This window comes from Candidatus Kapaibacterium sp., from assembly GCA_023957315.1.
Taxonomy (GTDB): Bacteria; Bacteroidota; Ignavibacteria; order Kapaibacteriales; family UBA2268; genus PGYU01.
The window spans coordinates 258,984-282,606 of sequence record JAMLHE010000001.1; the positions used below are offsets into that span (position 1 = coordinate 258,984).

20 protein-coding genes and 1 tRNA gene are annotated in these 23,623 nt (G+C 39.0%); 9 read left to right on the forward strand and 12 right to left on the reverse strand.

Annotated features, from left to right (window positions below; all coding sequences use genetic code 11):
- The first annotated feature begins 11 nt into the window (after positions 1–11).
- Positions 12–1,655 carry a peptide MFS transporter gene (locus tag M9949_00990; protein MCO5249981.1) on the forward strand — a complete coding sequence of 548 codons (1,644 nt, stop codon included), beginning with the start codon at positions 12–14 and terminating at the stop codon, positions 1,653–1,655.
- 75 nt (positions 1,656–1,730) lie between these two features.
- Here the strand turns inward: M9949_00990 and M9949_00995 are convergent, their stop codons facing one another.
- A complete protein-coding gene (locus M9949_00995) occupies positions 1,731–3,653 on the reverse strand; it encodes a T9SS type A sorting domain-containing protein (protein MCO5249982.1) in 1,923 nt (640 codons plus the stop codon).
- A gap of 148 nt (positions 3,654–3,801) precedes the next feature.
- Here M9949_00995 and lon point away from each other — a divergent pair, with 148 nt between their 5' ends.
- From lon to M9949_01030, 7 genes are all read left to right on the forward strand, one after another.
- Entirely contained in the window at positions 3,802–6,303 is a 2,502-nt protein-coding gene (gene lon / locus M9949_01000) for an endopeptidase La (GenBank protein MCO5249983.1), read from the forward strand.
- An 85-nt stretch (positions 6,304–6,388) separates the two neighbouring features.
- On the forward strand, positions 6,389–7,336 hold the full coding sequence (locus M9949_01005) for a hypothetical protein (GenBank protein MCO5249984.1): 948 nt from the start codon (positions 6,389–6,391) through the stop codon (positions 7,334–7,336).
- Between the two features lie 17 nt (positions 7,337–7,353).
- Positions 7,354–8,526, forward strand: coding sequence for a class I SAM-dependent RNA methyltransferase (locus M9949_01010; GenBank protein MCO5249985.1), 1,173 nt, complete (start codon positions 7,354–7,356; stop codon positions 8,524–8,526).
- Positions 8,483–9,088 carry a DNA-3-methyladenine glycosylase gene (locus M9949_01015; protein MCO5249986.1) on the forward strand — a complete coding sequence of 202 codons (606 nt, stop codon included), beginning with the start codon at positions 8,483–8,485 and terminating at the stop codon, positions 9,086–9,088. Before M9949_01010 ends, M9949_01015 begins: the two co-directional genes overlap by 44 nt.
- A 250-nt stretch (positions 9,089–9,338) precedes the next feature.
- Complete coding sequence (locus M9949_01020) at positions 9,339–9,932, forward strand: hypothetical protein (GenBank protein MCO5249987.1); 594 nt, start codon at positions 9,339–9,341, stop codon at positions 9,930–9,932.
- Positions 9,933–10,192: 260 nt separating this feature from the next.
- Positions 10,193–10,828 (forward strand): hypothetical protein, encoded by a 636-nt coding sequence (locus M9949_01025; GenBank protein ID MCO5249988.1) that lies wholly within the window; start codon positions 10,193–10,195, stop codon positions 10,826–10,828.
- Between the two features lie 139 nt (positions 10,829–10,967).
- On the forward strand, positions 10,968–11,285 hold the full coding sequence (locus M9949_01030; protein MCO5249989.1) for a nucleotidyltransferase domain-containing protein: 318 nt from the start codon (positions 10,968–10,970) through the stop codon (positions 11,283–11,285).
- A 163-nt stretch (positions 11,286–11,448) separates the two neighbouring features.
- Here M9949_01030 and M9949_01035 read toward each other — a convergent pair.
- From M9949_01035 to M9949_01065, 7 genes are all read right to left on the reverse strand, one after another.
- A tRNA-Thr gene (locus tag M9949_01035) sits at positions 11,449–11,521 on the reverse strand.
- Between the two features lie 52 nt (positions 11,522–11,573).
- Positions 11,574–12,167 carry an SIS domain-containing protein gene (locus tag M9949_01040; GenBank protein MCO5249990.1) on the reverse strand — a complete coding sequence of 198 codons (594 nt, stop codon included), beginning with the start codon at positions 12,165–12,167 and terminating at the stop codon, positions 11,574–11,576.
- 9 nt (positions 12,168–12,176) lie between these two features.
- Positions 12,177–12,764: a ribosome biogenesis GTP-binding protein YihA/YsxC gene (yihA, locus tag M9949_01045; GenBank protein MCO5249991.1), complete on the reverse strand. Its 588-nt coding sequence runs from the start codon at positions 12,762–12,764 to the stop codon at positions 12,177–12,179.
- A gap of 12 nt (positions 12,765–12,776) precedes the next feature.
- Positions 12,777–14,558 (reverse strand): penicillin-binding transpeptidase domain-containing protein, encoded by a 1,782-nt coding sequence (locus tag M9949_01050; protein ID MCO5249992.1) that lies wholly within the window; start codon positions 14,556–14,558, stop codon positions 12,777–12,779.
- The gene (locus tag M9949_01055) at positions 14,528–15,106 is read right to left on the reverse strand and encodes a transglycosylase domain-containing protein (protein MCO5249993.1); all 579 of its coding nucleotides are present in this window, start codon (positions 15,104–15,106) and stop codon (positions 14,528–14,530) included. The genes M9949_01050 and M9949_01055 overlap by 31 nt, the downstream gene beginning before the upstream one ends.
- 8 nt (positions 15,107–15,114) lie before the next feature.
- Positions 15,115–15,861, reverse strand: a complete 747-nt coding sequence (locus tag M9949_01060) for a hypothetical protein (GenBank protein ID MCO5249994.1) — start codon at positions 15,859–15,861, stop codon at positions 15,115–15,117.
- Positions 15,858–18,146 carry a hypothetical protein gene (locus M9949_01065; GenBank protein ID MCO5249995.1) on the reverse strand — a complete coding sequence of 763 codons (2,289 nt, stop codon included), beginning with the start codon at positions 18,144–18,146 and terminating at the stop codon, positions 15,858–15,860. Before M9949_01065 ends, M9949_01060 begins: the two co-directional genes overlap by 4 nt.
- A 138-nt stretch (positions 18,147–18,284) precedes the next feature.
- Here M9949_01065 and M9949_01070 point away from each other — a divergent pair, with 138 nt between their 5' ends.
- Positions 18,285–18,995: a DUF1573 domain-containing protein gene (locus tag M9949_01070; GenBank protein MCO5249996.1), complete on the forward strand. Its 711-nt coding sequence runs from the start codon at positions 18,285–18,287 to the stop codon at positions 18,993–18,995.
- A gap of 6 nt (positions 18,996–19,001) precedes the next feature.
- On the opposite strand, the gene M9949_01075 is transcribed toward M9949_01070, so the two are convergent.
- The 4 genes from M9949_01075 to M9949_01090 are packed head-to-tail and all read right to left on the reverse strand — an operon-like array spanning position 19,002 to position 23,412.
- Positions 19,002–19,340, reverse strand: coding sequence for a TraR/DksA C4-type zinc finger protein (locus M9949_01075; protein ID MCO5249997.1), 339 nt, complete (start codon positions 19,338–19,340; stop codon positions 19,002–19,004).
- A gap of 3 nt (positions 19,341–19,343) precedes the next feature.
- The gene (locus M9949_01080; protein MCO5249998.1) at positions 19,344–19,703 is read right to left on the reverse strand and encodes a hypothetical protein; all 360 of its coding nucleotides are present in this window, start codon (positions 19,701–19,703) and stop codon (positions 19,344–19,346) included.
- A complete protein-coding gene (locus M9949_01085; protein MCO5249999.1) occupies positions 19,696–20,379 on the reverse strand; it encodes a response regulator transcription factor in 684 nt (227 codons plus the stop codon). Before M9949_01085 ends, M9949_01080 begins: the two co-directional genes overlap by 8 nt.
- 33 nt (positions 20,380–20,412) lie before the next feature.
- The gene (locus tag M9949_01090; protein MCO5250000.1) at positions 20,413–23,412 is read right to left on the reverse strand and encodes a hypothetical protein; all 3,000 of its coding nucleotides are present in this window, start codon (positions 23,410–23,412) and stop codon (positions 20,413–20,415) included.
- Positions 23,413–23,623: the final 211 nt, after the last annotated feature.

Below are 23,623 nucleotides of genomic sequence, written 5' to 3' on the forward strand. Positions count from 1 at the left end.
TGTGAGGTACTATGTTCAAAAATCATCCTAAAGGTCTTATCGTAGCCTTCTTTGCCAATATGGGCGAGCGGTTTGGTTTTTACACAATGATGGCGATTTTGGTTCTGTTTCTGCAAGCAAAATTCGGTTTGGCAGCCGATGATGCCGGAATTATTTATAGCGTTTTCTACACTTTGATTTATGCGTTGGCACTTGTCGGTGGGTTTTTAGCCGATAGAACTCAAAATTACAAAGGCATAATATTAATTGGTATAGTAATAATGTTCGTGGGATATGCACTAATGGCAACTCCCGGAACTGGTCTGGTTATCACCCTTCTCGGACTTTTTACGATTTCGCTTGGTAATGGTCTGTTTAAGGGCAATCTTCAAGCACTCGTTGGTCAGATGTATGATGCACCGCAATATGCGCATCTACGCGACTCAGCGTTCAGTATTTTTTACATGGGTATAAATATTGGTGCATTCTTTGCGCCTACCGCTGCAAACGGTATTAGAAATTGGTTCTTGAAAAGTCAAGGCTATTCCTATGATGCAGATTTGCCGGCTTTAGCCCACAAAGTGGTAAATGGTCAACCTGTTGATATGGTTCAATTCCAGGAATTAGCAACTAATTCGACTACTTTGCCTGTTACAGATTTAACTGTATTTGCACAAAACTATATTGATGTATTTGCAGTAGGATATAATTACGCTTTTGGTGTGGCAGCGGTTGCAATGCTTATTTCGTTAGTTGTATATATTTTCTTCAAGGGTAAATTACCTGACAGAAAAAAGCAAGTCGAAAAAGGCGAAGCTACTATTCAAATGGCTCCTGCAGAAGAGCGCCAACGCTTGGTTGCACTTGGTTTGGTTTTCTTAGTAGTTATTTTCTTCTGGATGTCATTCCACCAAAACGGACTAACACTTACTTACTTTGCTCGTGATTACACCGCTAAAACTGTTGATGCATTCACATATCTATTCTTCGATTTGCGTGGATTCTTGCCAATTATCGCAGCTATTCTCGGTATGGTCTTCTTGGTGAAGAAAAGTTCGGAGACAAAGCATCGAATCATCGGAGGTGCATTAGTAATTGTAGGTAGCGCTTTGGCTTATTATTTCTATGGAACTTACAATGACTCAAACGTTATCGAACCCGAATTATTCCAACAATTCAATCCGATATTCATTGTATTTCTGACGCCCGTGGTTGTATGGTTCTTCGGTTGGCTCAAAAGACGAAACAGCGAGCCTTCGACCCCGCGAAAAATCGGTATCGGTATGATTTTGGCTGCTTTTGCATTTATGCTTCTGCTCGTAGGCTCTGTCGGACTTGTTTCACCAGCTGATTTAGGTGGTGAGGCAACACCGGGTCGAGTATCGCCATATTGGTTGATTAATACATATTTGATATTGACAATTGCAGAATTATTCCTTAGCCCCATGGGTATTTCATTCGTGTCGAAAGTGTCGCCACCTCGATTCCAAGGTTTGATGCAAGGCGGATGGTTGGGAGCAACTGCAGTTGGCAATCAACTTTTATTTGTCGGCTCATTCATGTGGATGCGTATCGAAGTGTGGCAAGTTTGGGCTATTTTCGTCGTTTGTTGTTCTATTTCGGCAGTATTTGTATTTTCAATTATGAAAAAATTAGAAAAAGCAACCGGGAAATAAATATCCCTTATTTAATAAAAAATCGCTCCCAAAACGAATTCATGGGAGCGATTTTTTTTTAGATAAGTAATTGTTTTATCTAACTACATTGAATTTTTTGACAACAGACCCATTTTTTGTACTTAGACTTAGATAATATTGACCTGCTGAAATAGATTTAACGTCAATATCAAATGTATGAGAGCCGATGATATTATCTCCGAGAATTCCCGAAATAAGTGCATCGCCGGATAGGTCGTAAATTATATATTTAAGCTCACCCATCTTATTCAAAGTTACTTCGATATTCAATTTTTCATTTGCGGGATTTGGGTAAAGTTTTGTGATGAAAAAATCAGAGAAAATGCTGACAATATCGGGTACGCTAGTGAGATATTGCTCCAGATTGTCCGAATCAATTTTAGCCATATAAATATTAATATTCCCATCGTTAGTTCTGCCATCAGCCCAGATAGGGATTATTGTTTTACCGTCAGATACAATAGCATTGTATTCACCGATACCGAAATTGTTATTCTGAGAACCAATATTTGCAAAATTCATTGGCTCGGAGGTAAGCGGGAATTCGACAAAAGTTTCGCCTTGGTCTTTCGAAACGGCAAGGTAATAATGCGTAGATGCACTTGTTGAGTGGCGTCTGTCATAATATGAAATTGAAAGAACACCTGTGGAACTAACATTAATGGATGAATAATAAGCATGAATTTTCTCCCCCTCCGGATGTTTGTTAACAATCTTAGGGTCAGACCATGTATGTCCACCGTTAGTTGATTTGGCAAAATAAATATCAAGCCCACGCGAAGCATTTGAAGTTACTCCATTAGCAGTCCAAGTCAAATATAAATTGTTTGAACCGATGCCGTTACTTCTATCTATTGCAACATACGGGCATGGATACAAACGAGTTTGATTCATTCCCACGACAGATTCGGCATTACCAAGCTGAGCTAAAGTGCCACGAATTTGAGCAATTGGTTGAGGCACGGAGAAAGTCACTCCTCCGTTTTTGGAAACGCAGTGATATAAATTACCTATACGGTCACTTCTCGCTCCGAGAAATGTAAAATGTACATGACCGTTCAAATCAACATCTAAAGAACCAAATTGCACCAACTGAAAATTTTGACCACGCGTGATGTTGACACCATTTTGGTCGAATTGTGATGAATCAGCCGCTTTGGTAAATACAATCATATTAATCCCATAATCTTGCGATGAAAGTTCCATATTCATTTGCATCGCACTTGTGTAAACGTTATTATAATATGGAGATGATTTTGTCACATCTGATGCCATCCATTGCTTGTCGAGCATATAAGTTATGCCGCCGCTACCCGTGTACCTACTTTTAACAAGTTTACCTAAGTACATTGAGTTGTCGAAACTGAAGGTTTCTCCTCCATCTTCCGAAACTGCATAGTGCATAACAGCCCAAAGTGAATCCGGGATTAATTGCGTAGGATTTTCGGGTAAAGAAATCGTGGAAAGGCAAACATTTATCCACGATAAATACAATTTGCCATCACCATCAAATACAAGTACTGGGTCTCCACCTCCGACAATCAATAAATTATCAATCTTAGGTTTAGTGACGAAACTGCTTTTTTGCCAACTTTCTCCTTGGTCTTTGCTATAATAAATTGGACAAGACAGCGCTGAAGTTGGATTGTTTCGATTTTGATTGATAGGTGAAGCAACAATATTATTTGGATTTGTGGGATTGACTGCAGCGTGAACTTCTGATTCAACAACCGAACTTATGCTTACAGTGGACTCAAGCCCGGATTTTTGCATTTCCGGTAGTGTTAAAGCATCAATCTGCTTGTACTTATCAGGATTGTTGATTTTGTCTAACAAATCCTCAGCTTTTAACCGAAACTTTTCATTTCTCCAAAATTCGAGAACTTTAAGATAGCTATCGGGCGTTTGCTGTTCTTGACTTAATAATTCTGTGCTTCCGATTAGAAGCAGCATGAAAACAAAAAATACTTTTTTCATATTATTTCCAAAAATTTGTAGTTTAGATAATGTAATAACAGATAAACATAAGAAAAAGTTACAATAAATTTCAAAAATAATACTATACTTTCGCTTTATTTGTCTTAATACAATGAAAATGAAAAAAATTGAAATTATAGGTAACTGAATGAAAAAGAATGTTGATTTTATATTGGACATCGAATCAGAAGAGGTTGATTTTACTAAAATACCTAAGAGGCTGCCCGTTATACCGATGCGAGATGTGGTGATTTTTCCGAATATGATATTTCCGTTACTGGTAGGACGCAGCACTACACTTAAGGCGATGTCTGTATCACTCGAATCTAAACGATTTGTTTTTCTCTCTGCACAAAGGAGCCCTGATGTTGACGAACCTACTTTTGCAGATATTTACGAATATGGTACAATCGCCAGAATTATCCAAGTCTTGAGATTGCCGAATAATTTAATGAAAGTATTGATTGAAGGGATTTGCCAAGCAAAGATACAACGGAAATATAAACGCAAAGACTATTTATCGGCTGATATACAGCAAATCGAACTCAAAATACCACCATATACTCCCGAATTTGAAGCATTAGTCAGACGTTCAGGAGATTTATTCTCTGAATACGTCAAATCGGATTCATCGCTACCGGGTGATTTGATTGCAGCATATCTAAATTCTGCCGACCCGATTCAACAACTATTTTTCGGTGCTGCAAATCTAAAATCCAAAGTCGAACGCAAACAACGATTGTTAGAAATCGAGAATTTGAGCGACCAATACTTGGAATTTATTACAATGATTGTTTCCGAGATGGAATTGCTCAAACTTGAAGGAGATATTAATAATAAAGTGAGCGATTTGATTCACAAAAATCAAAAGCGTTACTTTATTCAAGAACAAATTCGAGCATTGCAAAACGAACTTGGCGAGGAAGATGATTATAGTCCGGAACTCGTTCAGCTAAAAGAAGAATTGGACAAGGCAGGATTGCCCGAACATGTCAAAGCAAAAGCTGATGAAGAATTGAAAAGACTCGAGCGAATTCCACCTATGTCACCCGAGTTTTCGGTGCATAGAAATTTTTTGGAATTGTTGACACAAATTCCATGGAATGAAAAAACTATTGACCAGCTAAAAATTCAACATGTAAAAAACATTCTTGATGAAGACCATTTCGCACTCGAAAAACCAAAAGATAGGATACAGGAATTTATTGCATTGTTGAATTTAGCAGGTAACGTCAAAAGGCAAATCCTGTGCTTTGTAGGACCTCCCGGAGTTGGCAAGACTTCACTGGCAAAGTCAATCGCACGGGCAATGGGCAGAAAATTTGTAAGGATTTCTCTTGGTGGCGTTCGTGATGAAGCGGAGATTCGCGGACACAGACGCACGTATATAGGTGCAATGCCGGGTAAAATCATTCAATCAATGAAAAAAGCCGGAACAATCAATCCGGTAATGCTTTTGGACGAGATTGACAAAATGTCTATGGACTTCCGTGGCGACCCGTCGTCGGCACTGTTGGAAGTGCTCGACCCCGAACAAAACATCGCATTCAACGACCATTACCTCGAAGTGGATTATGATTTGTCGAATGTAATGTTTATAACAACTGCAAACGTCCGATACGACATACCTCTCCCCTTGTTGGACAGGATGGAAATCATAGAATTGAACAGTTACATGGAATATGAAAAGCTCGAAATCGCCCGTCGCCACATATTGCCAAAACTTTATGAAGAGTTTGGAATGAAGGATTTGGGCATTAAATTTGACGAAAGTGCTATTAAGAAAATCATCCGTGAATATACTCGCGAAGCCGGAGTCCGAAATTTAGAACGAGAAATGACATCAGTTCTCCGCAAGTTAATTAAAGATTTGATAAACGATTATTTTGAAAATCAACCTATAAAGAAACCGAGCAAAAAAGTGGTAACAGAAGTTGAAGTAGTTAGTATTTTGAGTCAGAGTCCGGAATTTTGCAAGTTTATTTTCGAGAAAAAAATCGAAATTGACGTTGATACTATCGAAAAATATCTCAAAGCTCCGAAATTCAAGGATATGAAAGGTGAATTGAGCGATAAAGTCGGTGTTGCAACGGGACTGGCATGGACAAGTGTTGGTGGAGACATAATGCCGCTCGAAGTAATGATTATGCCTGCATCGTCCGAAAAATTGACTTTGACCGGACAATTGGGCGATGTGATGAAAGAATCTGCCATGGCAGCACTATCATTCATCAGAGCAAATTATTCTGACTTAGGATTAGTCGAAAATTTCAACAAAAATAAAGAGATCCATATTCACGTTCCCGAAGGTGCAATCCCCAAAGACGGACCATCAGCCGGTATCACAATGGCAATAGCAATGATTTCCGCACTTACAAATAAGGCTGTCAAAGGCACAATTGCTATGACCGGAGAAATAACTTTACGCGGGAATATATTACCAATCGGCGGTTTGAAAGAAAAATTATTAGCCGCAAAACGAAACGGAATTTCCAAAGTGATTGTACCGATTGATAATAAGACTGATATAATTGATATCGAGAGCAATATTATTGATGGATTGGAGATAGTTTACGCCAAGCACCTCAAAGATATATTGGCTGTAGCCTTTGTTTCAAGCCCGATTGTAACAATCAAATCTAAATCATGATAAGCCGTCGAATTAAGTAGCTTTTTACTTTCAATGGCATGAAATTTGTATAGCTACGATGTACAAATTTATTAAATGAAGGATTATGATTAACAGAGAAGAATACACAATTATCGGCATAGATGGCGGCGGTACCAAAACAAGAGGTGTTCTATTTACTCAAGGCAACGAAAAAGTCGAAATGGTTGCCGGCACCACTCGCATTGGTGCTGTAGGAGTTGGCGAATCCTGCGAAAGGACATTGAACGTTATTACTGAACTATGCAAAAAAGCTGAAATAGACACTTCGGAAGTGGATGCAATTGTTGTCGGACTTGCCGGTGTATGGCTTGACGAAGAGAAAAAACGCTCTCAATCGCTTATTCGTACATTAGCACGCGGGCAAGGCGTCGCAATTAGTGATATTATGGTAACAAGCGATGCCGAAATCGCTCTCGAAGGGGCTTTTGAAGGTAAAGACGGAATTATGATTATCGTGGGCACAGGCTCAATCGCTTTAGCAAAGAAAAAGAACGAAGTATTTCGCTGCGGCGGTTGGGGAATTGAACTCGACGACGAAGGAAGCGGTGCATGGATTGGCAGAGAAGGCTTGACGGCTGTTGTCAGAGCTTTAGACGGCAGAGGTAAAGCGACAAAATTGACTAATGTAATCGGCGAGATGTTTCCGACTGTTGATATCGAACAACCCAGAACAATTGTCAAAGCCTATGCAGAGCGCGCTTTTGAGTATCAGATGCTGACACCGACAATTATGAAATGCGCCGAGGAAGGTGATGAAGTTTGCATGGAATTAATAAATAAGGCTGCAAATCATTTATACGAGTTGCCCAAAGCCTTGGATAAGCATTATGATTCGAAAGTTGAAGTAGCGATGATGGGTGGAATTATTGATGCAAACACAATATTGAATCAAAAATTAGAAAAATTGATTGAATCCGATAAAAAATTAAAACTCGTGAAACCCAAAGGCTCGGCGTTAAAGGGTGCAATCGAAATTGGATTCCGTATGATAGCCGATGACATTGAAAATTAACTTATAAAGCAAAAACATTGCTATTCGACGAAAATAATTTAGAAATAACTGCAAAAACCCTTGCAGGGCTTGAAGATGTGCTATCAGCAGAAATCGAAAAGCTCGGCGGTAGGGATATTTCGCTACATTCGCGCGCTGTGACCTTCTTCGGTGATACCGCACTTTTGTATAGAGCAAATCTGCACGTGCGGACTGCATTGAAATTCCTGATAGCTCTCAAAAAATTCCAAGTCCGAAATGACAAACAATTCTATGAGCAATGCCTCGATATAGAGTGGGAATCATTCATCACTCCCAATATGACAATCGCAGTTGACAGCACTGTCAATTCCCCGCATTTCAATCATGCAAATTACGTTGCTTTAAAATTGAAGGATGCTGTCGTTGATAGGCTCCGCGATTACTACGGTGGTCGCCCCGACGTTGATGTCAACAATCCCGATATTAGATTGAATGTTTATATTTCGGGTGAAGATTGCGTAATTTCGCTCGATAGTTCGGGCAATTCACTTCACAAACGCGGCTATCGCGTCACTCAAACTGACGCACCCTTGAATGAAGTTTTGGCTGCGGGAATGATTTTACTGAGCGGCTGGAACGCTGAAACTGACTTGTACGACCCGATGTGCGGCTCCGGAACAATTGTCACCGAGGCATACATGTTTGCAGCAGGTATTCCACCGGGAAATTTTCGTAAATTCAGCTTTATGAATTGGAAAAATTATAACGAAGCACTTTGGACCAGAATCAAAAATGAATCCAAAGCATTTATTATCGAACCACAGGTTAAAATTTCATGTGCCGATATTTCCTCGAAAGCAATTTCAGTAACTTTTCGAAATCTTGAAGAGATTGGAATCGAAAAGAAAATTGATGTGCGTCGCAGAGATTTCATCAAAGCCAAACCGGAATTGGAAAATACTACTTTGATAATGAATCCTCCCTACGGAGAGCGAATGGATGACGAAGACGTCGAAGCCTTTCATAAACAAATCGGCGACAAATTGAAGCAAGATTACAAAGGTAACGTTGCTTGGGTATTGAGTGGCAACATGGCAGCACTGAAGATGTTTGGGCTTCGCCACGCCAAGCAATTCATCCTGATGAATGCCACGATTGAATGTAGATTCCGCAAATTCGAGCTGTATGAAGGTTCACGAAAAAGCAAATATAATACAGACCCAGATTGACCAATTCGATAAATTACCGATTGAATATTACCTGCAAAAACCGGAAATTGTAGCACGAGATTTAATCGGCAAATTACTCGTCCGAGTAGCCGGTGAGCATATTTATACAGGAATGATAAGCGAAACGGAAGCATATTTAGCACAAGGCGATTTGGCAAGCCATTCGGCAGTCGGGCAAACAAGACGCAACTCAGCAATGTTCGATACGGGCGGCATTATCTACGTTTATCAAATTTATGGGCTGCATTATTGTGCCAATGCTGTTACCGAACTAAGCGGACGTGGCTCTGCAGTGCTACTGAGAGCGATTCAGCCAATAATTGGGATTGAACAAATGAAAATCAACCGCAATAAAGTCACTACAAATCAACTATCCGACGGTCCGGCAAAGCTATGCCAAGCATTCCAAATCGGAATAGGCGACAACCGCAAATCGTTGTTGAGTGATGAAATTTTCATTGCAGATTATCAGGATTTTCCTGATGATAAAATCGAGCTCACACCACGAATTGGCATTACAAAATCTGCAGAATTGATGTTGAGATTTAAAATAAAAACATAAATTAAACGTATAAACTAAAGCTAAAATTTATAGGTGCAATGACGAAATCAGAATTGCACCTAATTTATTTTTAATCCAATATTCTTTCAAGAATTATAGAGACGAAATTATCATATGGATAATTAATATTTGATTAATTTTAATTAATTTGGATAAACCAATTCTATACAATACTTTTGAAATATAGAGCAACTATCAATATTGGTATTTGTTTTTGCAATATACATTTATAATTTATTGGGAGGCATTTATGAATCGTATTCTAGGACTTATTGTAGTATTATGCGTAGTATTCGCATCAACTCAAGCTTTACAAGCCGGCGCACCACAAACAAAAGAAGGTACTAAAGCCTTATTTTGGAGTTTCAGCGGACTTTCGGACATATCGGTTGATAATTCCATGCTTGGATTCAAAGTCAACATTTCAGACGGAGTTGGACTATGGGGTGCTCTCGGACTTGCAATGGTAAACACATCAGACGAAGATAAAGATTTGATGTCGGGCACAGGTATTGAATTGGCTCTTGGGGCGCAATTATATCTATTCGAAACCGAACCTGTTGCAATGTTCATTTCACCATTGTTTGCAATTTCAACTGCATCTGCCGAAAACAAACAATCTGAAGTAACTGTCAGCGAAATGGGTCTTAGTATCGGTGCTGCAGTCGGTGCTGAATGGTGGTTTGCAAATAATGTGAGCCTTTCGGCACAAACATTTGTTGGTTTCCAATCAATGTCCGAAACTACAGAAATGGGTGAAAACAAATCAGAAGATAATTCGACCTTTATCGGAATTGGTGGCAACTATGGTTCGAAATTCACATTGTCATTCTATTTCAGATAATCGCTACGACATTTAAAAAATGAGTTATCATGCCGCATCAATTTTTGATGCGGTTTTTTTTTGTGCTATATTTGTTATATTCAAAGTATTATGGTAAGTTTGTTTAATTGAAAACTTTGGCTATTTAGCAAGATTTGCTCAAGTATATGGGTGGCAAGGCATAGTAGGTTCAAAAAGCATTATCAATCAATTTGATTCTTTAAATTGTGATAGATTAAGAAAATGTCGTATTAATATATAATTTTTAAAAGGAATTGTTCATGAAATCTGCATTTTTACTATGTTTCGCAACATTGTTGCTGATTTTGAACGGTTGTGGTGGGGAAAGCAAGCCAAACAATGAAGATGAAATCAAAGCTTCTGTAATGTACCCAAATAGCTTACTTCCATTGCGGAAAGGCAACTATTGGACATACATGATTAACTATCGTGACGAACCTACGTACATGTTTATAATAACGGCTTATTTAGATGATGATCCTTATTTAGAAAAAGACGAGAATAAAAGCCATCCTTTATATATTCTTTGGGGGAATTCACCTATGATTCCGCTTTTCTTTAGTATTAATTATTTTTACCGAAACCATGATACAGTAGAATGTATTTCTTTCCACAAATATAAAAAAAAGGCTTTTTTTTACCCTTACGCGGCTTCTTATGTTGATAGCTATGATTATAAGGCTGAAGATCCTTATAAATTTGTTGGGCATGGAAGAAATATACAAACAGAGTACAAATTATGGAAAAAGACTTATGTATTTGTAAGCGAATCAAACACCCTACTTGAAGAAGTACACTTTGTAAAAGGCATCGGGGTAGTATATTATAAGGCGACTCGTAAAAGTGATTCATCGATATATACTGAATTTTGGCTTATAGATGCAACTTTAAAGTAAGAATGGAAGTTCGACTTATTCAAGATTAATACATGTATTGAGTCTTGAAAGATTTGGGAGGAATTGAATTTGTTTTCATGCCGTCAGTTGTAACAACCGACGGGACGTAAAATTTTTCAAGAATCAAAGAGGAATTTAAATGGATAAAATCTCATCTGAAGTAGTTGAAAGCATAAAGAAGCTATTATTGCTTCTTGAGGAAAATGATATACATATTAAGCAAGCTTTGGTATTTGGTTCTTATGCCAAAGGTACAAATGACTCAGATAGCGATATAGATTTAGCTATCGTTTCAGATAGTTTTTCGGGCAATAGATTCGCTGATAAGGAAATTATTCGTAAATATGTTGTTTATGTTAATAGTGATATTTCTCCAATTCCTTTTCGTACAGAGGATTTCTCGGAAAAAAACTTATTAGCAAAAGAAATTTTATCCTATGGTATAAGGATAATTTAAATTATTCCATATTTTAAAAAAAAACACTCCAACCTGTAATCCTGTTCAGACTTTGTCTTAGTTAATCCTGTCCATCCTGTAATCTTGATAATCTTGTTCAGATAATCCTGTTCAAGACACAAAAAAAACCTCACAATTTCTTGTGAAGCTTCTTGTTTCTTTGAGCCGGATGACGGATTTGAACCCCCGACCTGCTGATTACAAATCAGCTGCTCTACCAACTGAGCTAATCCGGCGTCGAACAGAATACAAAAGTAAGAGTTTTTTGGATTCTGTGCAAGAAATTTTTTAAAAAAGTTCAGGAAAAATTGTTTCTTCGATTATTTCGCACCAAATATGCCCGATGAGTATGTGCGATTCCTGGATTCGGGCGGTTACTTCCGATGGGACAACAACGGAGTAGTCGCATAGAGGAAGTAATTTGCCGCCGTTTCCGCCCAAGAGCCCGATTGTCAGCACGCCTTGCTCTTTGGCGGTGTTGACTGCACGGATGACGTTTTCGGAATTGCCGCTTGTCGAAATTGCCACCAAGGCATCGCCACTCTTGCCATAAGCTTCTACGAGCCTTGCAAACACATTCTCAAATCCGATGTCGTTCCCACCGGCGCTCATCATCGAAGGGTCAACAGTGAGTGCTATTGCAGGCAATGCTGCTCGGTTGATTTTGCTCCTGAATCGAATCACAAGCTCTGCTGCGATGTGCTGACAATCGGCTGCACTACCGCCATTGCCACAAAAGAGGATTTTCCCACCTTTGTCATATACCGCAGCGAGCAGTTGTCCGCAATTCTCGATTTGCTCGGATTGCTTGGCAACTAGTTGTTGCTTAGTTTCGATGGATTCAGCTACAGATGCGGCTATAAGTTCTTTTGCATTTAACATGATTTTTCCTTATTCGGTTATACGTTTGATGATTGCGACAAGTTCCCTACGCCCCAAACCCGTTTGGACAGAGTAAGGAAGCACCTCGATGCAATGTTTGCAACTTGAGGTGAGATGCTGGATTTGTTCCTGCCGGTCTTCAACTTCTTTCGGTTTGATTTTGTCGCATTTTGTCAATATTATTATAAAATCTTTGCCGTTATTTTCGTACCATTCGATTAGCCCCAAATCAGTTTCGGAGGGGTCGTGACGGCTGTCCACAAGTGCAACGATTAACTTCAGATTATCGCGATTGGCGAGATAGTCCATATTCAGCTTTCGCCACTGCTCCCGCAAATCTTTGCTTACTTGGGCGTATCCGAAGCCGGGCAAATCTGCGAAAGACCATTTGTTTTCGACTTTGAAAAAGTTGATTTGACGCGTTTTGCCGGGACTGGAACTGATTAGAGCAAGATTTTTCTGAAGCACAATGCTATTTATCAGCGATGATTTGCCCACATTTGAGCGCCCCGAAAAAGCTAATTCGGGCAAATTTGTCTTGGGGAATTGTTCGATTGCTACTGCACCGAGCAAAAATTCGGCTTCCATTGGTTTCATATTTTTTTCACTTCAATAAATTTCAATTTCAATATTCACATTACTATTCATACCATTATCATCGGAACAAGATATTTTATATTTTCCCGATTGTTTGGGTATAAACGAAACTTTGTCGTTTAACTTTGATTTGGCGAAAAATTTATCGTTTACATACCAGAAAATGTCAGATTCGAGATTTGATGTCTTGCACTCAAAAGTCAAACCCTTGCCCTCAGCTAAGTAATATTTCGAATTATTTAGCGGGAAAATTATCATCGGTGCGTTGTTAGCTGTATAAGCATGGCATTTGTCGTTATGAGGCGGAATTTTGTCATAAGCGATTTTTATTTCCTCATAATATGACACAAGTTCAGGTTTGATGATTTTAAACACTTTCGTAACGCTGCCCGATTCGGGTTTGCAAATCATACAGTAAGAGCGTTTCATATCAGGCGACACCTCAACTTCGCGATATAAATCGGAAACTTGTACTGAAGAAATGCCAGGAATATAGTAATCTTCTGAAAATAATTTTGTAAGTGGAGAAGGCAGCAGTCCTGTTTCGGCATCTATCGTTCGGGTGAGCGGTGCTTCTGAAATTGTCAATTTTGTTGCCGGATAAAATTTATCGGCAATTCTGAGAATATCGAATAAAATCGGGATTGTGACATTACTACCTGTGAGGTGTTGGCTTGGGGCAGCATCGAAATTGCCGAGCCACACTCCGATTGTAATTCTCTCGTTGAATCCAATCGCCCAAGCATCGCGTCTGCCTTGCGAAGTGCCCGTTTTGAAAGCAAGTGGTGGCAATCCGATTACACTGCTTGCGAATAATCCGAAATCCGGGCGTTCGGGCTTGGACAAAATCTCCGTAATCATATATGAACTTTCCGAACTGAACGCTCTGCGATTTGAAAGATTTATATTTGGTTTTAATAAATAATTCGGAATGATGGCATATCCGGCGCGTGCAAACGATGAGTAAAGCGCAGTTAGCTCATCCAAACGCACTTCACAACCTCCGAGAATCATCGAAAGCCCCAAATCGCGATTTTTCCTGACAAGACCGGATAAATGATTTTCATCAAGAAATTCAACAAAATTTTTCGTCCCGACTTGTTTCATCAAATTTACTGCCGGAATATTGAGCGATGCAATAAGAGCTTGTTCTGCCGTCACTTGCCCGTGATATGTGCCGTCAAAGTTTTCGGGAGCGTAATCTTCGCCGATTAGAGGCACATCACTCATGATGAGCCTTGGTGTAATCAGTCCCAAATCAAAGCAATATCCGTACAAAAGCGGTTTCAATGCACTTCCCGGAGAGCGATAAGCTCTTACTCCATCCACTTCCCCGTGATTTCTCTTGTCGAAAAAATCGCCTGAGCCCTCATAGGCAAGAATTTCGCCGTTTTGATTGTCATAAATTATAACAGCTGCGTTTCGTATTCCAATATTTTTTAATTGCTGTAAATTTGATTTTAATAGCTCCTCTACCCCACTTTGCAAATTGAAATTGATAGTCGTCCGGATTCTGCCACGCTCTTTGTCGCTATAAAATATTCGATTGCTCAGATGTGAGGCGTATTTGCGGAAAAATCGTCGAGTGGGATTTACAGGTTCGGCTTTTGCTTTTTGAATCTGAGATTGCTCGAAAAGATTTGCTTTCTCGATGATTTCGAGCCACGCATCTCGTTCTTTTCTGATTCTCTCGTTGAATTTTCCTAGAGCTAATTGGTTTGGATTATTTGGAATTATTGACAAAATTAGCGATTGGGACAAACTCAATACCTGTGGCTCAGAATCGTAAAACAAAGTGAAGCTGCACGCACCCCTTCGATATTGCCGCCATAAGGCAATTTGTTCAGATATAATTTTAAAATCTCATCTTTGGAACAATGCAATTCCAACTGAAAAGCACGGAAAATTTCGATAAATTTATTGGCATATGTTCGAGATTTCGGTTGCAACATTCTGGCAAGTTGCATTGTAATCGTCGAAGCTCCGCTTTGGATTTCGCCCGCGAAAATATTCTGCTTAAAAGCGCGGAAAATTGAAAAGATATTCACACCCGGATGATAATAAAAATATTTATCCTCCTTGAATATGATTAGCTCCTTCATTTTGGGATTGATATCCGCTAATTCGGCTTCCAATCTCCATTTATCGTCATTGCTCAGATATGTTTTGAGTATTTTCCCTTCGCGAGATGTGATGACTGTTGAATAATCAAATTCGAATTTGAACGGGAAAATCAAATCAAGAATCAACAAGAACCACATGAAAAAAAATATCAGACCGGCAAAGGCGAATAAGATATTTTTATAACTAATTTTATTGCAGCATTTGATTGATGATAACATAGCGGATGCTATTTACTGATTAGCCCGTTTACGAGCGAAAATCCGAATTGCAAATTGAGTTGCTTCCATTTATCGACATCAATGACGTCGTTCAAAGTGTATGCAGCCGAAATATACGGAGAAATGTAAATGCCACGGAACAAAGGCACATCATAGCCGAATCGGATTTGAGGTACGAGAATCAGTGGCGAAAGTGCAGCAATTTTTCCGTTTGCTATTATGCGAGAATCAAACGGAACATTGTCCGAAATCCTGCGTTCGCTATGCTCGGCGGATGAATTATACTTGATAGCCATTCGTAAATCGAATGCCGTGAAAAACTTGGTATCGAATAAACGATATTTAATTCCCGGGCTGATTGCCAAATAGTTGACCGATGATTCGAAATTGTATTGCGTTTTCATGCTCCCACCGCGAATTGTATCGCTCGAATTCGCAGAGAATGAGCCTGTAACATTATTCACCGAGGCAGTCAGTTGGAACGAAATTTTGCTATCATACCAATATTCTAATGAAATCCCAATATTTGAATTATTGCCGTCGCCATTTCCGAATCTGCAACATGGAATTTCATTCTCGAGAAAGTTGAAATCACCCTGATGAAATACTATTCCGTACTCAGCATTGATGCCGACAAATATAACGGGATAATTCGAGGGCAGACGGTGGTCATATTGCCAGTCAAATCCCTGAGCAATGGAATTTCCGCTTGTCATGACAAACACGAAAAATAGTATGAATAGGTATCGCATCATTTGACAATTACAAAATGATTGGTTATAGATAAAAATGGAGTTGACATTTCGATAAAATATAAGCCTGATGCGAGATTACGGCGATTAAAATCGTATGTATATGCACCTGCGGGAATTTTTCCGGCGTTTTCATCGGATAAAATATTCCCGTAAGCATCATAAACTCGGAATGAAACTTCTGCGGCTTTGCCAATGGAACAATCGAATTGGACGAAATCATTCGAGCCTGAATTTAGATTTGATTTAATCGCAAATCCGGCAAAATTCCCCGGGACAGCTTTGAGTTCCAATCCGCAAACCGAATCAGTAACAAAGACGCCATTAAGGGCATTTAGCTCGAAAAGGTCTTCACAATTGCCGTCACTAAAAACGGGGTTGATGATTGCAATTTCAGTTGCGACAGCATTTCCCAAATAGGTAAAGAATCGAACTTTGCATAAAGTATCGTTCGGCTCGAAGAAGTCATTTCCGGGTTTCAAAAAGCGGATATCAACAATTTGCTTATTGGGGTTTTCGATATTGTCGCCCTCGAAAGCGGCTCCTACTGATGCTGTGCCGAGTGTTACCACGCCTTTGTACTCTAAAATTGACCTATCGTAGGACAATGAAAAACTGAAACTTTTGGCAAATTCCGAAGGAATAAAATTATCCGATGTCAGTAAAATCGGCACTTCGATTAATCTACCCGGAGAAGCTCGAAAATCATCGGAAATGGAAATTGTCGCCGAGAGAGTTGGAGTTGAGTTCGCCCTTAGAACAATTTTCGTTAAATTTTGTGGCATTGGAGCATTAGTAATTAGCTCCAAAATTGCATAATATTCCCCAACAACGCCGGAATTATTTTCAAAGCTGATGTCAATTTTGCCGGATGAATTAGGTTCAATTTCCAACGATGTGGCACCGGTAAAGAAATTTGCTCCACCACCGTTAACAATTTTGATGCTTTTAATCAGCAGTTTTTCGTTTCCAATATTGTAAATTGTGAGTGATGTATCCTTATAATTCAGGCAACTCGGCTTATTCAAAGTGACTGAACCGAAATTCAGAGTATCTTCGGCAATGACAATTTTGGGAGATACCACATTAGCTTTGATATAAAAACGTAGAAACCTCTTATCACTTTGGACGCCTTTGATTCCACGTTCCAAAATATCACTTTCTATGATGTATTCGGCAATGTCCAATCCGTTCTCTTTAGGTTGGTAACCTAATATAAAAGCATAATTACTGTCAGGTAATAAGTCTGTATCTTTATCACCGAATTTATGTGTTATAGTAAAGTCCGGGTGCTGCTCCCCGGTAAAAATATCATTGATATATTCGTTAAGCGTATGAAATGGTATATTGCCATTATTTTTCAATAATACGACTACGAGTTCAGAACTACCTGCTCGAACGTCACCTAAAACTATCGTATCTCCAACGATGTTATTGTTTGGAATTGAAGCGCGTAGATTTATTTGTTGGTGAACTCCTGTGCCAACAGCAAACATGGAAGCAACATCAACGGAATCAGGGAATTCTTCAGGGTGTGGTCTATATGTGACATTGAATTGAACTGAATCTATGCCAATATCAAGCGGGTGATACGAAACATCCCATCCAATTGTATTTTTGCTATGAATGGTAATATTCTTGGGACGCTGTTGAATTGTAAACTCTTGCCCCGATGGTTGCTGAGTAATAAACTTTGTTTGGTAATCAATAATATCAATAGATTTGTTGAAGGCGTTCTTCAATTCCCAAGTAATTTTGGGCGTGACGTTTGGCTCGATATACACTGAATCAAAATTAACGACATCATCCATACCGTTCAAGTATAAGGCTACTTTTTTGACACGAAGTAAGAAAGTATCAATTTTGGCAATCGGAGGTCCGCTCCTGTCGTCATTTTTGAGCAAACTGAGCCCGAGCATAGCTTCAAACCAACCAAGTGGCGGTGCAATCAAATCACCCGCGTTGAATTGAATAACCAAGGTATCTCTCGTATTAGGCTGAAACACGCGTTCAAGTGGTGTAATACGACGAAAAAAGTTGAATTGGCTTTGCGTAGGGTCATTCGGACTTGCACCCAGATAAAAACTCGGAACAAGAGGCTGCATATAAAGAGCCTTTTCGCCGTCATTGATTATTTCGAAATTGAATCTGATGCTGTCGTTGACAAGGCAAGGACCAACATTGACGACTCCATTATCCATTTTATGCAACGGAATAATCCTCCCGCTATATTCTTGGGAATTAGCGAGAGAAGTCAGAAAAACAAATATCAATATTGTACGAAACATGAATACCAAATTACTTCCATTCTTATTTTTTTGCAAATTAAAATAAACAAAGTGACATATAATTCCAATTAATTCGTCAGATATTTAACGATTCAACATATTTGTTGGTTTATTTGTTTATTTAGTTCGGAGAATTGGATGAAAAAAAGTATAATTATATTCGCTGCCTTGATTTTATCAAGTGTTGTGATAATGGCTCAACCAAAAATTGAAATCGTAGGTGGGACGACTAAAAACTGGGGTACAGTTGCTCCGGCAGATAGTCCGCTTAAATACGACTTAATTGTCAAAAATTCAGGTAATCAAAATCTTAAAATTTCGAATGTTAGACCTACATGCGGTTGTACAACCGCTCCTCTTGAAAAAGATGAACTAAAACCAAATGAAAGTACTAAAATTTCTATCACTTTCAATGTAAGTCAAAATTCGGGTCCTGTTCAAAAACAAATTATGGTATATTCCAATGACCCGGTCAATCCAAGCATTAATTACACATTGATGGCTGAAGTAGTCAGACCATTAACAGTTTCTCCATCAAATCATTTGTCATTCAGAGATTTAGTCGTGGGTTCAGTTGGCGAATCAACGCTCAAAATCAAAAACACTTCAAATCGCAATATCACAATGACTGATTTCAAAACTACTCCTTCGGAATTGACGATTAATTTGAGTGGAAAAAAAAGATTACGTCCCGGCGAGGAAATTGAACTTAAAGCTAAAGTTTTACCTCTGAAAACAGGAAATCTTAATACCAGAATAAGCATCAAAACAGACCATCCGGATTTTCCGCAACTTGAGATTCATGGTTTTGGGCGTGTTGGCGAATCGCCAATATTTAACAATAGATAAAAAAACTTAGGTATTACAATTACTGCAATGTGTTGCCTCGGGGATTGCTTTCAAACGATTGTAAGCAATTGGACCGCGGCAATTTTTGCATTTACCGTAAAATGGCGTATCAATTCGCAATAGGGCTTTTTCTAAGGCAATCATTCTCATTCGGTTATTTTCGAGTAGCGAATCGTTGACCCCTTTGCCACCAATGGCATCCATTCTAGTAAGTCGCCCGATTGAATTATCCAATGTAATCGGTTTGGTTGCCTCTTCGAGATGAGTGATGTTCGATTTCAATTGCTCAATTTCTTGATTAATAATAGCAGTGATTTCGATTATTTGTTCCGGTGTTAAAACCAAATTTTAATATTCTTCATTATTTTGTTTCAATACATATCGCTTTTCTTCGATAAGTTTTAATTTGTCGCTAACAGCTTGTCCGAGATTAACACCTTTCGCATTGCAATAATTCATTAATGCAATCAAAACGTCAGCAACTTCGGATTCAAATTGTTCGTGAGGTATTTCTTTGCCTTTCCAGGCTTTTTTTTCAATATTTGCTAATTCTCCTGCTTCTCCGTTTAGTTCGAGGCAAAAGAATTCTGAAGGACGGCTGATGAAGCATTCCTTTTGATAATCATCAAAACCAAGTTGAACTCTTTCCAAAGCTTCCGCAACAATTTCCATTAAAGCCAGATATGTTGGTTCAGTCTTTTCATTCATCCGAAGTCATTTCTCTCATTCTGTACCCAACTCCTCTGATGCTTTGAATAATAGGTTTGATGTCGTCTTTTTCGATTTTGGAACGCAATCTTTTGATATAAACATCAATGATGTTTGATTCCGGGTCGAAATTATGTTTCCAAACATGCTGAGTGATAGTGCTTCTGCTCAGGATTCGATTTTTGTTTCGCATCAGATACTCCATCAAAGCATACTCTTTCGTCGTAAGTTCAATTTCTCTACCCTGACGATATGCCAAATGGGAAACTGTATCGAGAATCAAGTCTCCACATCTGAGTTTAGTGGTTTTTTCGGGACTTGACCGACGCAAAATCGAGCGTAATCTGGCAGCTAACTCCTCGAAACTGAATGGCTTGGGCAGATAATCATCTGCACCCAAATCTAAGCCTGTTACTCGGTCTTCGACGTTACCGCGAGCGGTTAACATCACGACCGGTGTGGAAATTCCGGCATCTCTCATCTCTCTGAGAAGTGTGAATCCATCTTTGCCCGGCAACATAACATCGAGCAAAATGGCATCAAAATGGTTATTCATGGCTATCTCAAGTCCGGTGATTCCGTCCTGCGCAGTTTCAACTATATAACGCTCCTCTTCTAAACCGTGCTTTATAAAGTTAGCAACTTTTTTTTCATCTTCAACTACAAGGATTCTCATGTTATTTACCTCATTCAAATAGTAATTTGATTGTTATTTTCGTATATATAAAGGATATATTTCTCGTATTCCGTTAGAAAGTTCCAGACTTATGTAGTAAATTCCGTTTGCCACATAAGCACCATCAGCTCTTATCCCATCCCAACTATCACCATAAGCAATTCCCGGCAAACGCTGTACGCTTTCAATCGGTATTGCAACTACTTTGTTATTTTGGTCTAAAATTTTAATTGTAACATTTGTTTCTTGATTTACAGAATAAACAATGGACAATTGTTCAGTAATTGGATTAAAAGGATTTGGAGCTATAATATCTAAAAATTTTGGCGTTACGCCATTAATAGTCGTATCAATTCCGGCACAAGAGCCCACACAGCAAAATCTGAATATCAATTCGTCAGGAATATCTACGGGGACATCCCATTCGAAAATTTCATCTGCAATATTAGCTTCGCCAATTTGCATAAATTCTCTGCCACCATCAATCGAAATTGAAATACTTATTTGAGAGCAATTTGTAGTAGAGTCAAAATCAAACTGTTCCCAATAAAAAACTCTCGTTGGGTCGGCAGTTGTAATAGGGTCAAATTTTATTGGAATTTGTATTGGTCGCAAAGCAATCTGCGAAATTGCTGATGTATCCGAAAATTCAGCTTTGTTTGCAATCACGCGATATTTGATTAAAGTATCTTGGCTTTGGCGGTCGCAAAGGAATAATTCCGGTATGCAATCAATTTGCATATCGAACATATACGAGCCGTCAATCATAATAGTAGATGCACCGGCAAAAGTCCAATTTGTATCATCTGAACTCCATTCTGCAAATACGCTATCAGCACAATCGGCTCTGCCCATCAATGAAATTTGGTCATTCAAATGATAAAATGCTTTGGGCAAAGCGTCTGAAAATATCATTGGTTCGTTGAAAGTCAATAGCGCTGTTATATCTCTCAATTTATCGGGGTCGCTGACACCTTCTACAACTACTACACCCTGCTTACCCGCATAAAATGCGTCAGCAATGAATGAAAAAGTAAGAGTGTCATCATTATTATCAGCATATTCTACGATTGTTGTTTTGTTATCGGTCGGAATACCGCCAATGTACTCTACAAATTCAATTCTGACATTTCTCTGGCTTCTGATAGTATTTGCCCATTTCACTTCGACGGTATCGCCCAAGCAAAAGATAGTTTGATGTGTCGAATCTTTCGGTGCGATAACGCTTAAAGTATTTGGAATAATAGTGCCAATCACATAAGTGCTGTCATAGGTAGTGACCACAATATCGTTTCGTCCGTCCCCTTCCAAGTCTGCGATTGCGACGTGTGAAATCACTTGATTAAAAAATTCATGGACGAACACAGTATCGAAAGGATTGCCAAGACGGAATCTTGTATCTTCGTAATCTCTCAATCGTACCACCATCAACTTGCCACCGTCGGCAAGTACAATTTCGTCCTTATTATCAGGGTTATTGTCTAAATCATTTACTGCTGCCACCCATCCGTTAATTCTTGCACTAAAAATTGTATCTAATTGGAACAAGTTTTCGCCTGTTGGAGTTGGTTTTTTGACAGGGTCACCGGTAAAATATCTCAACACAAACAGTTTACTTGCCGGATGAGCAAAATCTCTCGATGATTGGGTCACAATGATTTCATTACCCGGATTATTCGGGTAAAATTCGCCCCAAAAGTTTGATGCGGCGCCATCAACGTTTCCGATTGCCACAGACCAATAATGGTTTGTATCACCTCTGAAATGAGGATTGACTGTAGAACCTGTGAAGTAGTCTGTCAATGCCACGCCATCGCGATTGTGCAGATGCAATTTTGGAATCCCGTTGGAACCATCTAAACCGTTATATTCTTCGGCAACGAGAATGAATCCGCGCTCAGCTGTCCAACTATCAGTAATATCAACATAATATGGTCGAATATTCGGGCGAGTGCCGTCATCGGGAATGATTTCATAAGGAGTGAAAGTCGGAGTAGTAATCGTGTTATTCAAATCTAAAGCTACAAGCGAAGCCACATCGGCATACGTTTCGAGATATTGGTTATTCAAAAAGCTGGAAACTAACAAATTATTAAAGTTAGTGTCTATTGCTCCGGGAGTTGGGTAAGAAGGTATAAGCACTCTTCCGTTTCCGGCGGGCGAAACAAACAAAGATGGTTGCCCTGTGTTAACTTCAGCACCCAAGAAAGCCCGATTTGTAGAGACATCCTGAATGTCGGGCAATGGGAATGTAGATGTATTGACACCTTCGTGGAATTGAGTCATGCCTCTGAAAAAAGGCGGTTCAATTTGTTGGGGGTCAAGCACTTTTGGCTGAGTCATATTTATAGTTGCATAAACCATCAATTTTCCATCAATCCTTCTGCCAAAAAATGGCTTGACGCTGCCAAAAATATTTGGTGCAAATGGTCGCAAATTGATTGCGAGTCTTTTCAAAGGTTTTGTCGAATCGGTTAGAACATCATAGCCGAACAAATATGAAAATGCGAGACTGTCTCTATCCAAGGGATTGAAGGTTTCGATGGATTCAAGCCCCATGATGAAATTGCCCGTCACGGGAGAGTAGCTATTCGAGTTGGTATCAATCAAGCATGAAATGCCTTTCACGCCGCTCACGTAGCTCGGGAATCCGGATTTGTTTATCAATGAACCTGTTCCGCTCAGAATAATTATATCATCACCCATGACCGCTGCTATTTGATTAGGAGCGTATTTAAAGTCTGTCAATGGCGGAAATGACGCAAGATTGCCTATCAACGGTCGCACATCACCCGAAATAAGTGGTGTTGACCACTTCACGGAAAAAGAATCAATCATTTGAGGGTCAGATTTGTGTGGAACATAGCGAGTAGCCTGCAAATTGCCATCAGGGTATAACCATGATGCAGGTGAGCTCGATTGACAATATAAGTCGCCCGAAACAAGCCCTATTACTATGACAGACATTATCACAACCAATGATGTTTTACGCGAAATCACATTTTCTAAACAAAAATTAATAATTTGTAACATTCTACAACCTAATATAAAAAAATTAATTTGTTTTTCATAATACTTTAATCATTTAATCAAAATATTTTTCAACTTATAATTTATAAAGCACATATTATACCAAAAATACTAAAGGGTGCAATCGCACAATAATTAGGTACATTGCTACGTAATAAGGGTATTTTATTGTAAAAGATTTGAAGATGAAAATTTTTAAAATAATAATGCTAAT

Excerpts from the sequence above, each read along its gene's own strand:
- M9949_00990 (MCO5249981.1), top strand. The coding sequence starts at position 12 with ATGTTCAAAAATCATCCTAAAGGTCTTATCGTAGCCTTCTTTGCCAAT.
- M9949_00995 (MCO5249982.1), bottom strand. The coding sequence starts at position 3,653 with ATGAAAAAAGTATTTTTTGTTTTCATGCTGCTTCTAATCGGAAGCACA.
- lon (MCO5249983.1), top strand. The coding sequence starts at position 3,802 with ATGAAAAAGAATGTTGATTTTATATTGGACATCGAATCAGAAGAGGTT.
- M9949_01005 (MCO5249984.1), top strand. The coding sequence starts at position 6,389 with ATGATTAACAGAGAAGAATACACAATTATCGGCATAGATGGCGGCGGT.
- M9949_01015 (MCO5249986.1), top strand. The coding sequence starts at position 8,483 with ATGAAGGTTCACGAAAAAGCAAATATAATACAGACCCAGATTGACCAA.
- M9949_01020 (MCO5249987.1), top strand. The coding sequence starts at position 9,339 with ATGAATCGTATTCTAGGACTTATTGTAGTATTATGCGTAGTATTCGCA.
- M9949_01025 (MCO5249988.1), top strand. The coding sequence starts at position 10,193 with ATGAAATCTGCATTTTTACTATGTTTCGCAACATTGTTGCTGATTTTG.
- M9949_01030 (MCO5249989.1), top strand. The coding sequence starts at position 10,968 with ATGGATAAAATCTCATCTGAAGTAGTTGAAAGCATAAAGAAGCTATTA.
- M9949_01040 (MCO5249990.1), bottom strand. The coding sequence starts at position 12,167 with ATGTTAAATGCAAAAGAACTTATAGCCGCATCTGTAGCTGAATCCATC.
- yihA (MCO5249991.1), bottom strand. The coding sequence starts at position 12,764 with ATGAAACCAATGGAAGCCGAATTTTTGCTCGGTGCAGTAGCAATCGAA.
- M9949_01055 (MCO5249993.1), bottom strand. The coding sequence starts at position 15,106 with ATGTTATCATCAATCAAATGCTGCAATAAAATTAGTTATAAAAATATC.
- M9949_01060 (MCO5249994.1), bottom strand. The coding sequence starts at position 15,861 with ATGATGCGATACCTATTCATACTATTTTTCGTGTTTGTCATGACAAGC.
- M9949_01065 (MCO5249995.1), bottom strand. The coding sequence starts at position 18,146 with ATGTTTCGTACAATATTGATATTTGTTTTTCTGACTTCTCTCGCTAAT.
- M9949_01070 (MCO5249996.1), top strand. The coding sequence starts at position 18,285 with ATGAAAAAAAGTATAATTATATTCGCTGCCTTGATTTTATCAAGTGTT.
- M9949_01080 (MCO5249998.1), bottom strand. The coding sequence starts at position 19,703 with ATGAATGAAAAGACTGAACCAACATATCTGGCTTTAATGGAAATTGTT.
- M9949_01085 (MCO5249999.1), bottom strand. The coding sequence starts at position 20,379 with ATGAGAATCCTTGTAGTTGAAGATGAAAAAAAAGTTGCTAACTTTATA.
- M9949_01090 (MCO5250000.1), bottom strand. The coding sequence starts at position 23,412 with ATGTTACAAATTATTAATTTTTGTTTAGAAAATGTGATTTCGCGTAAA.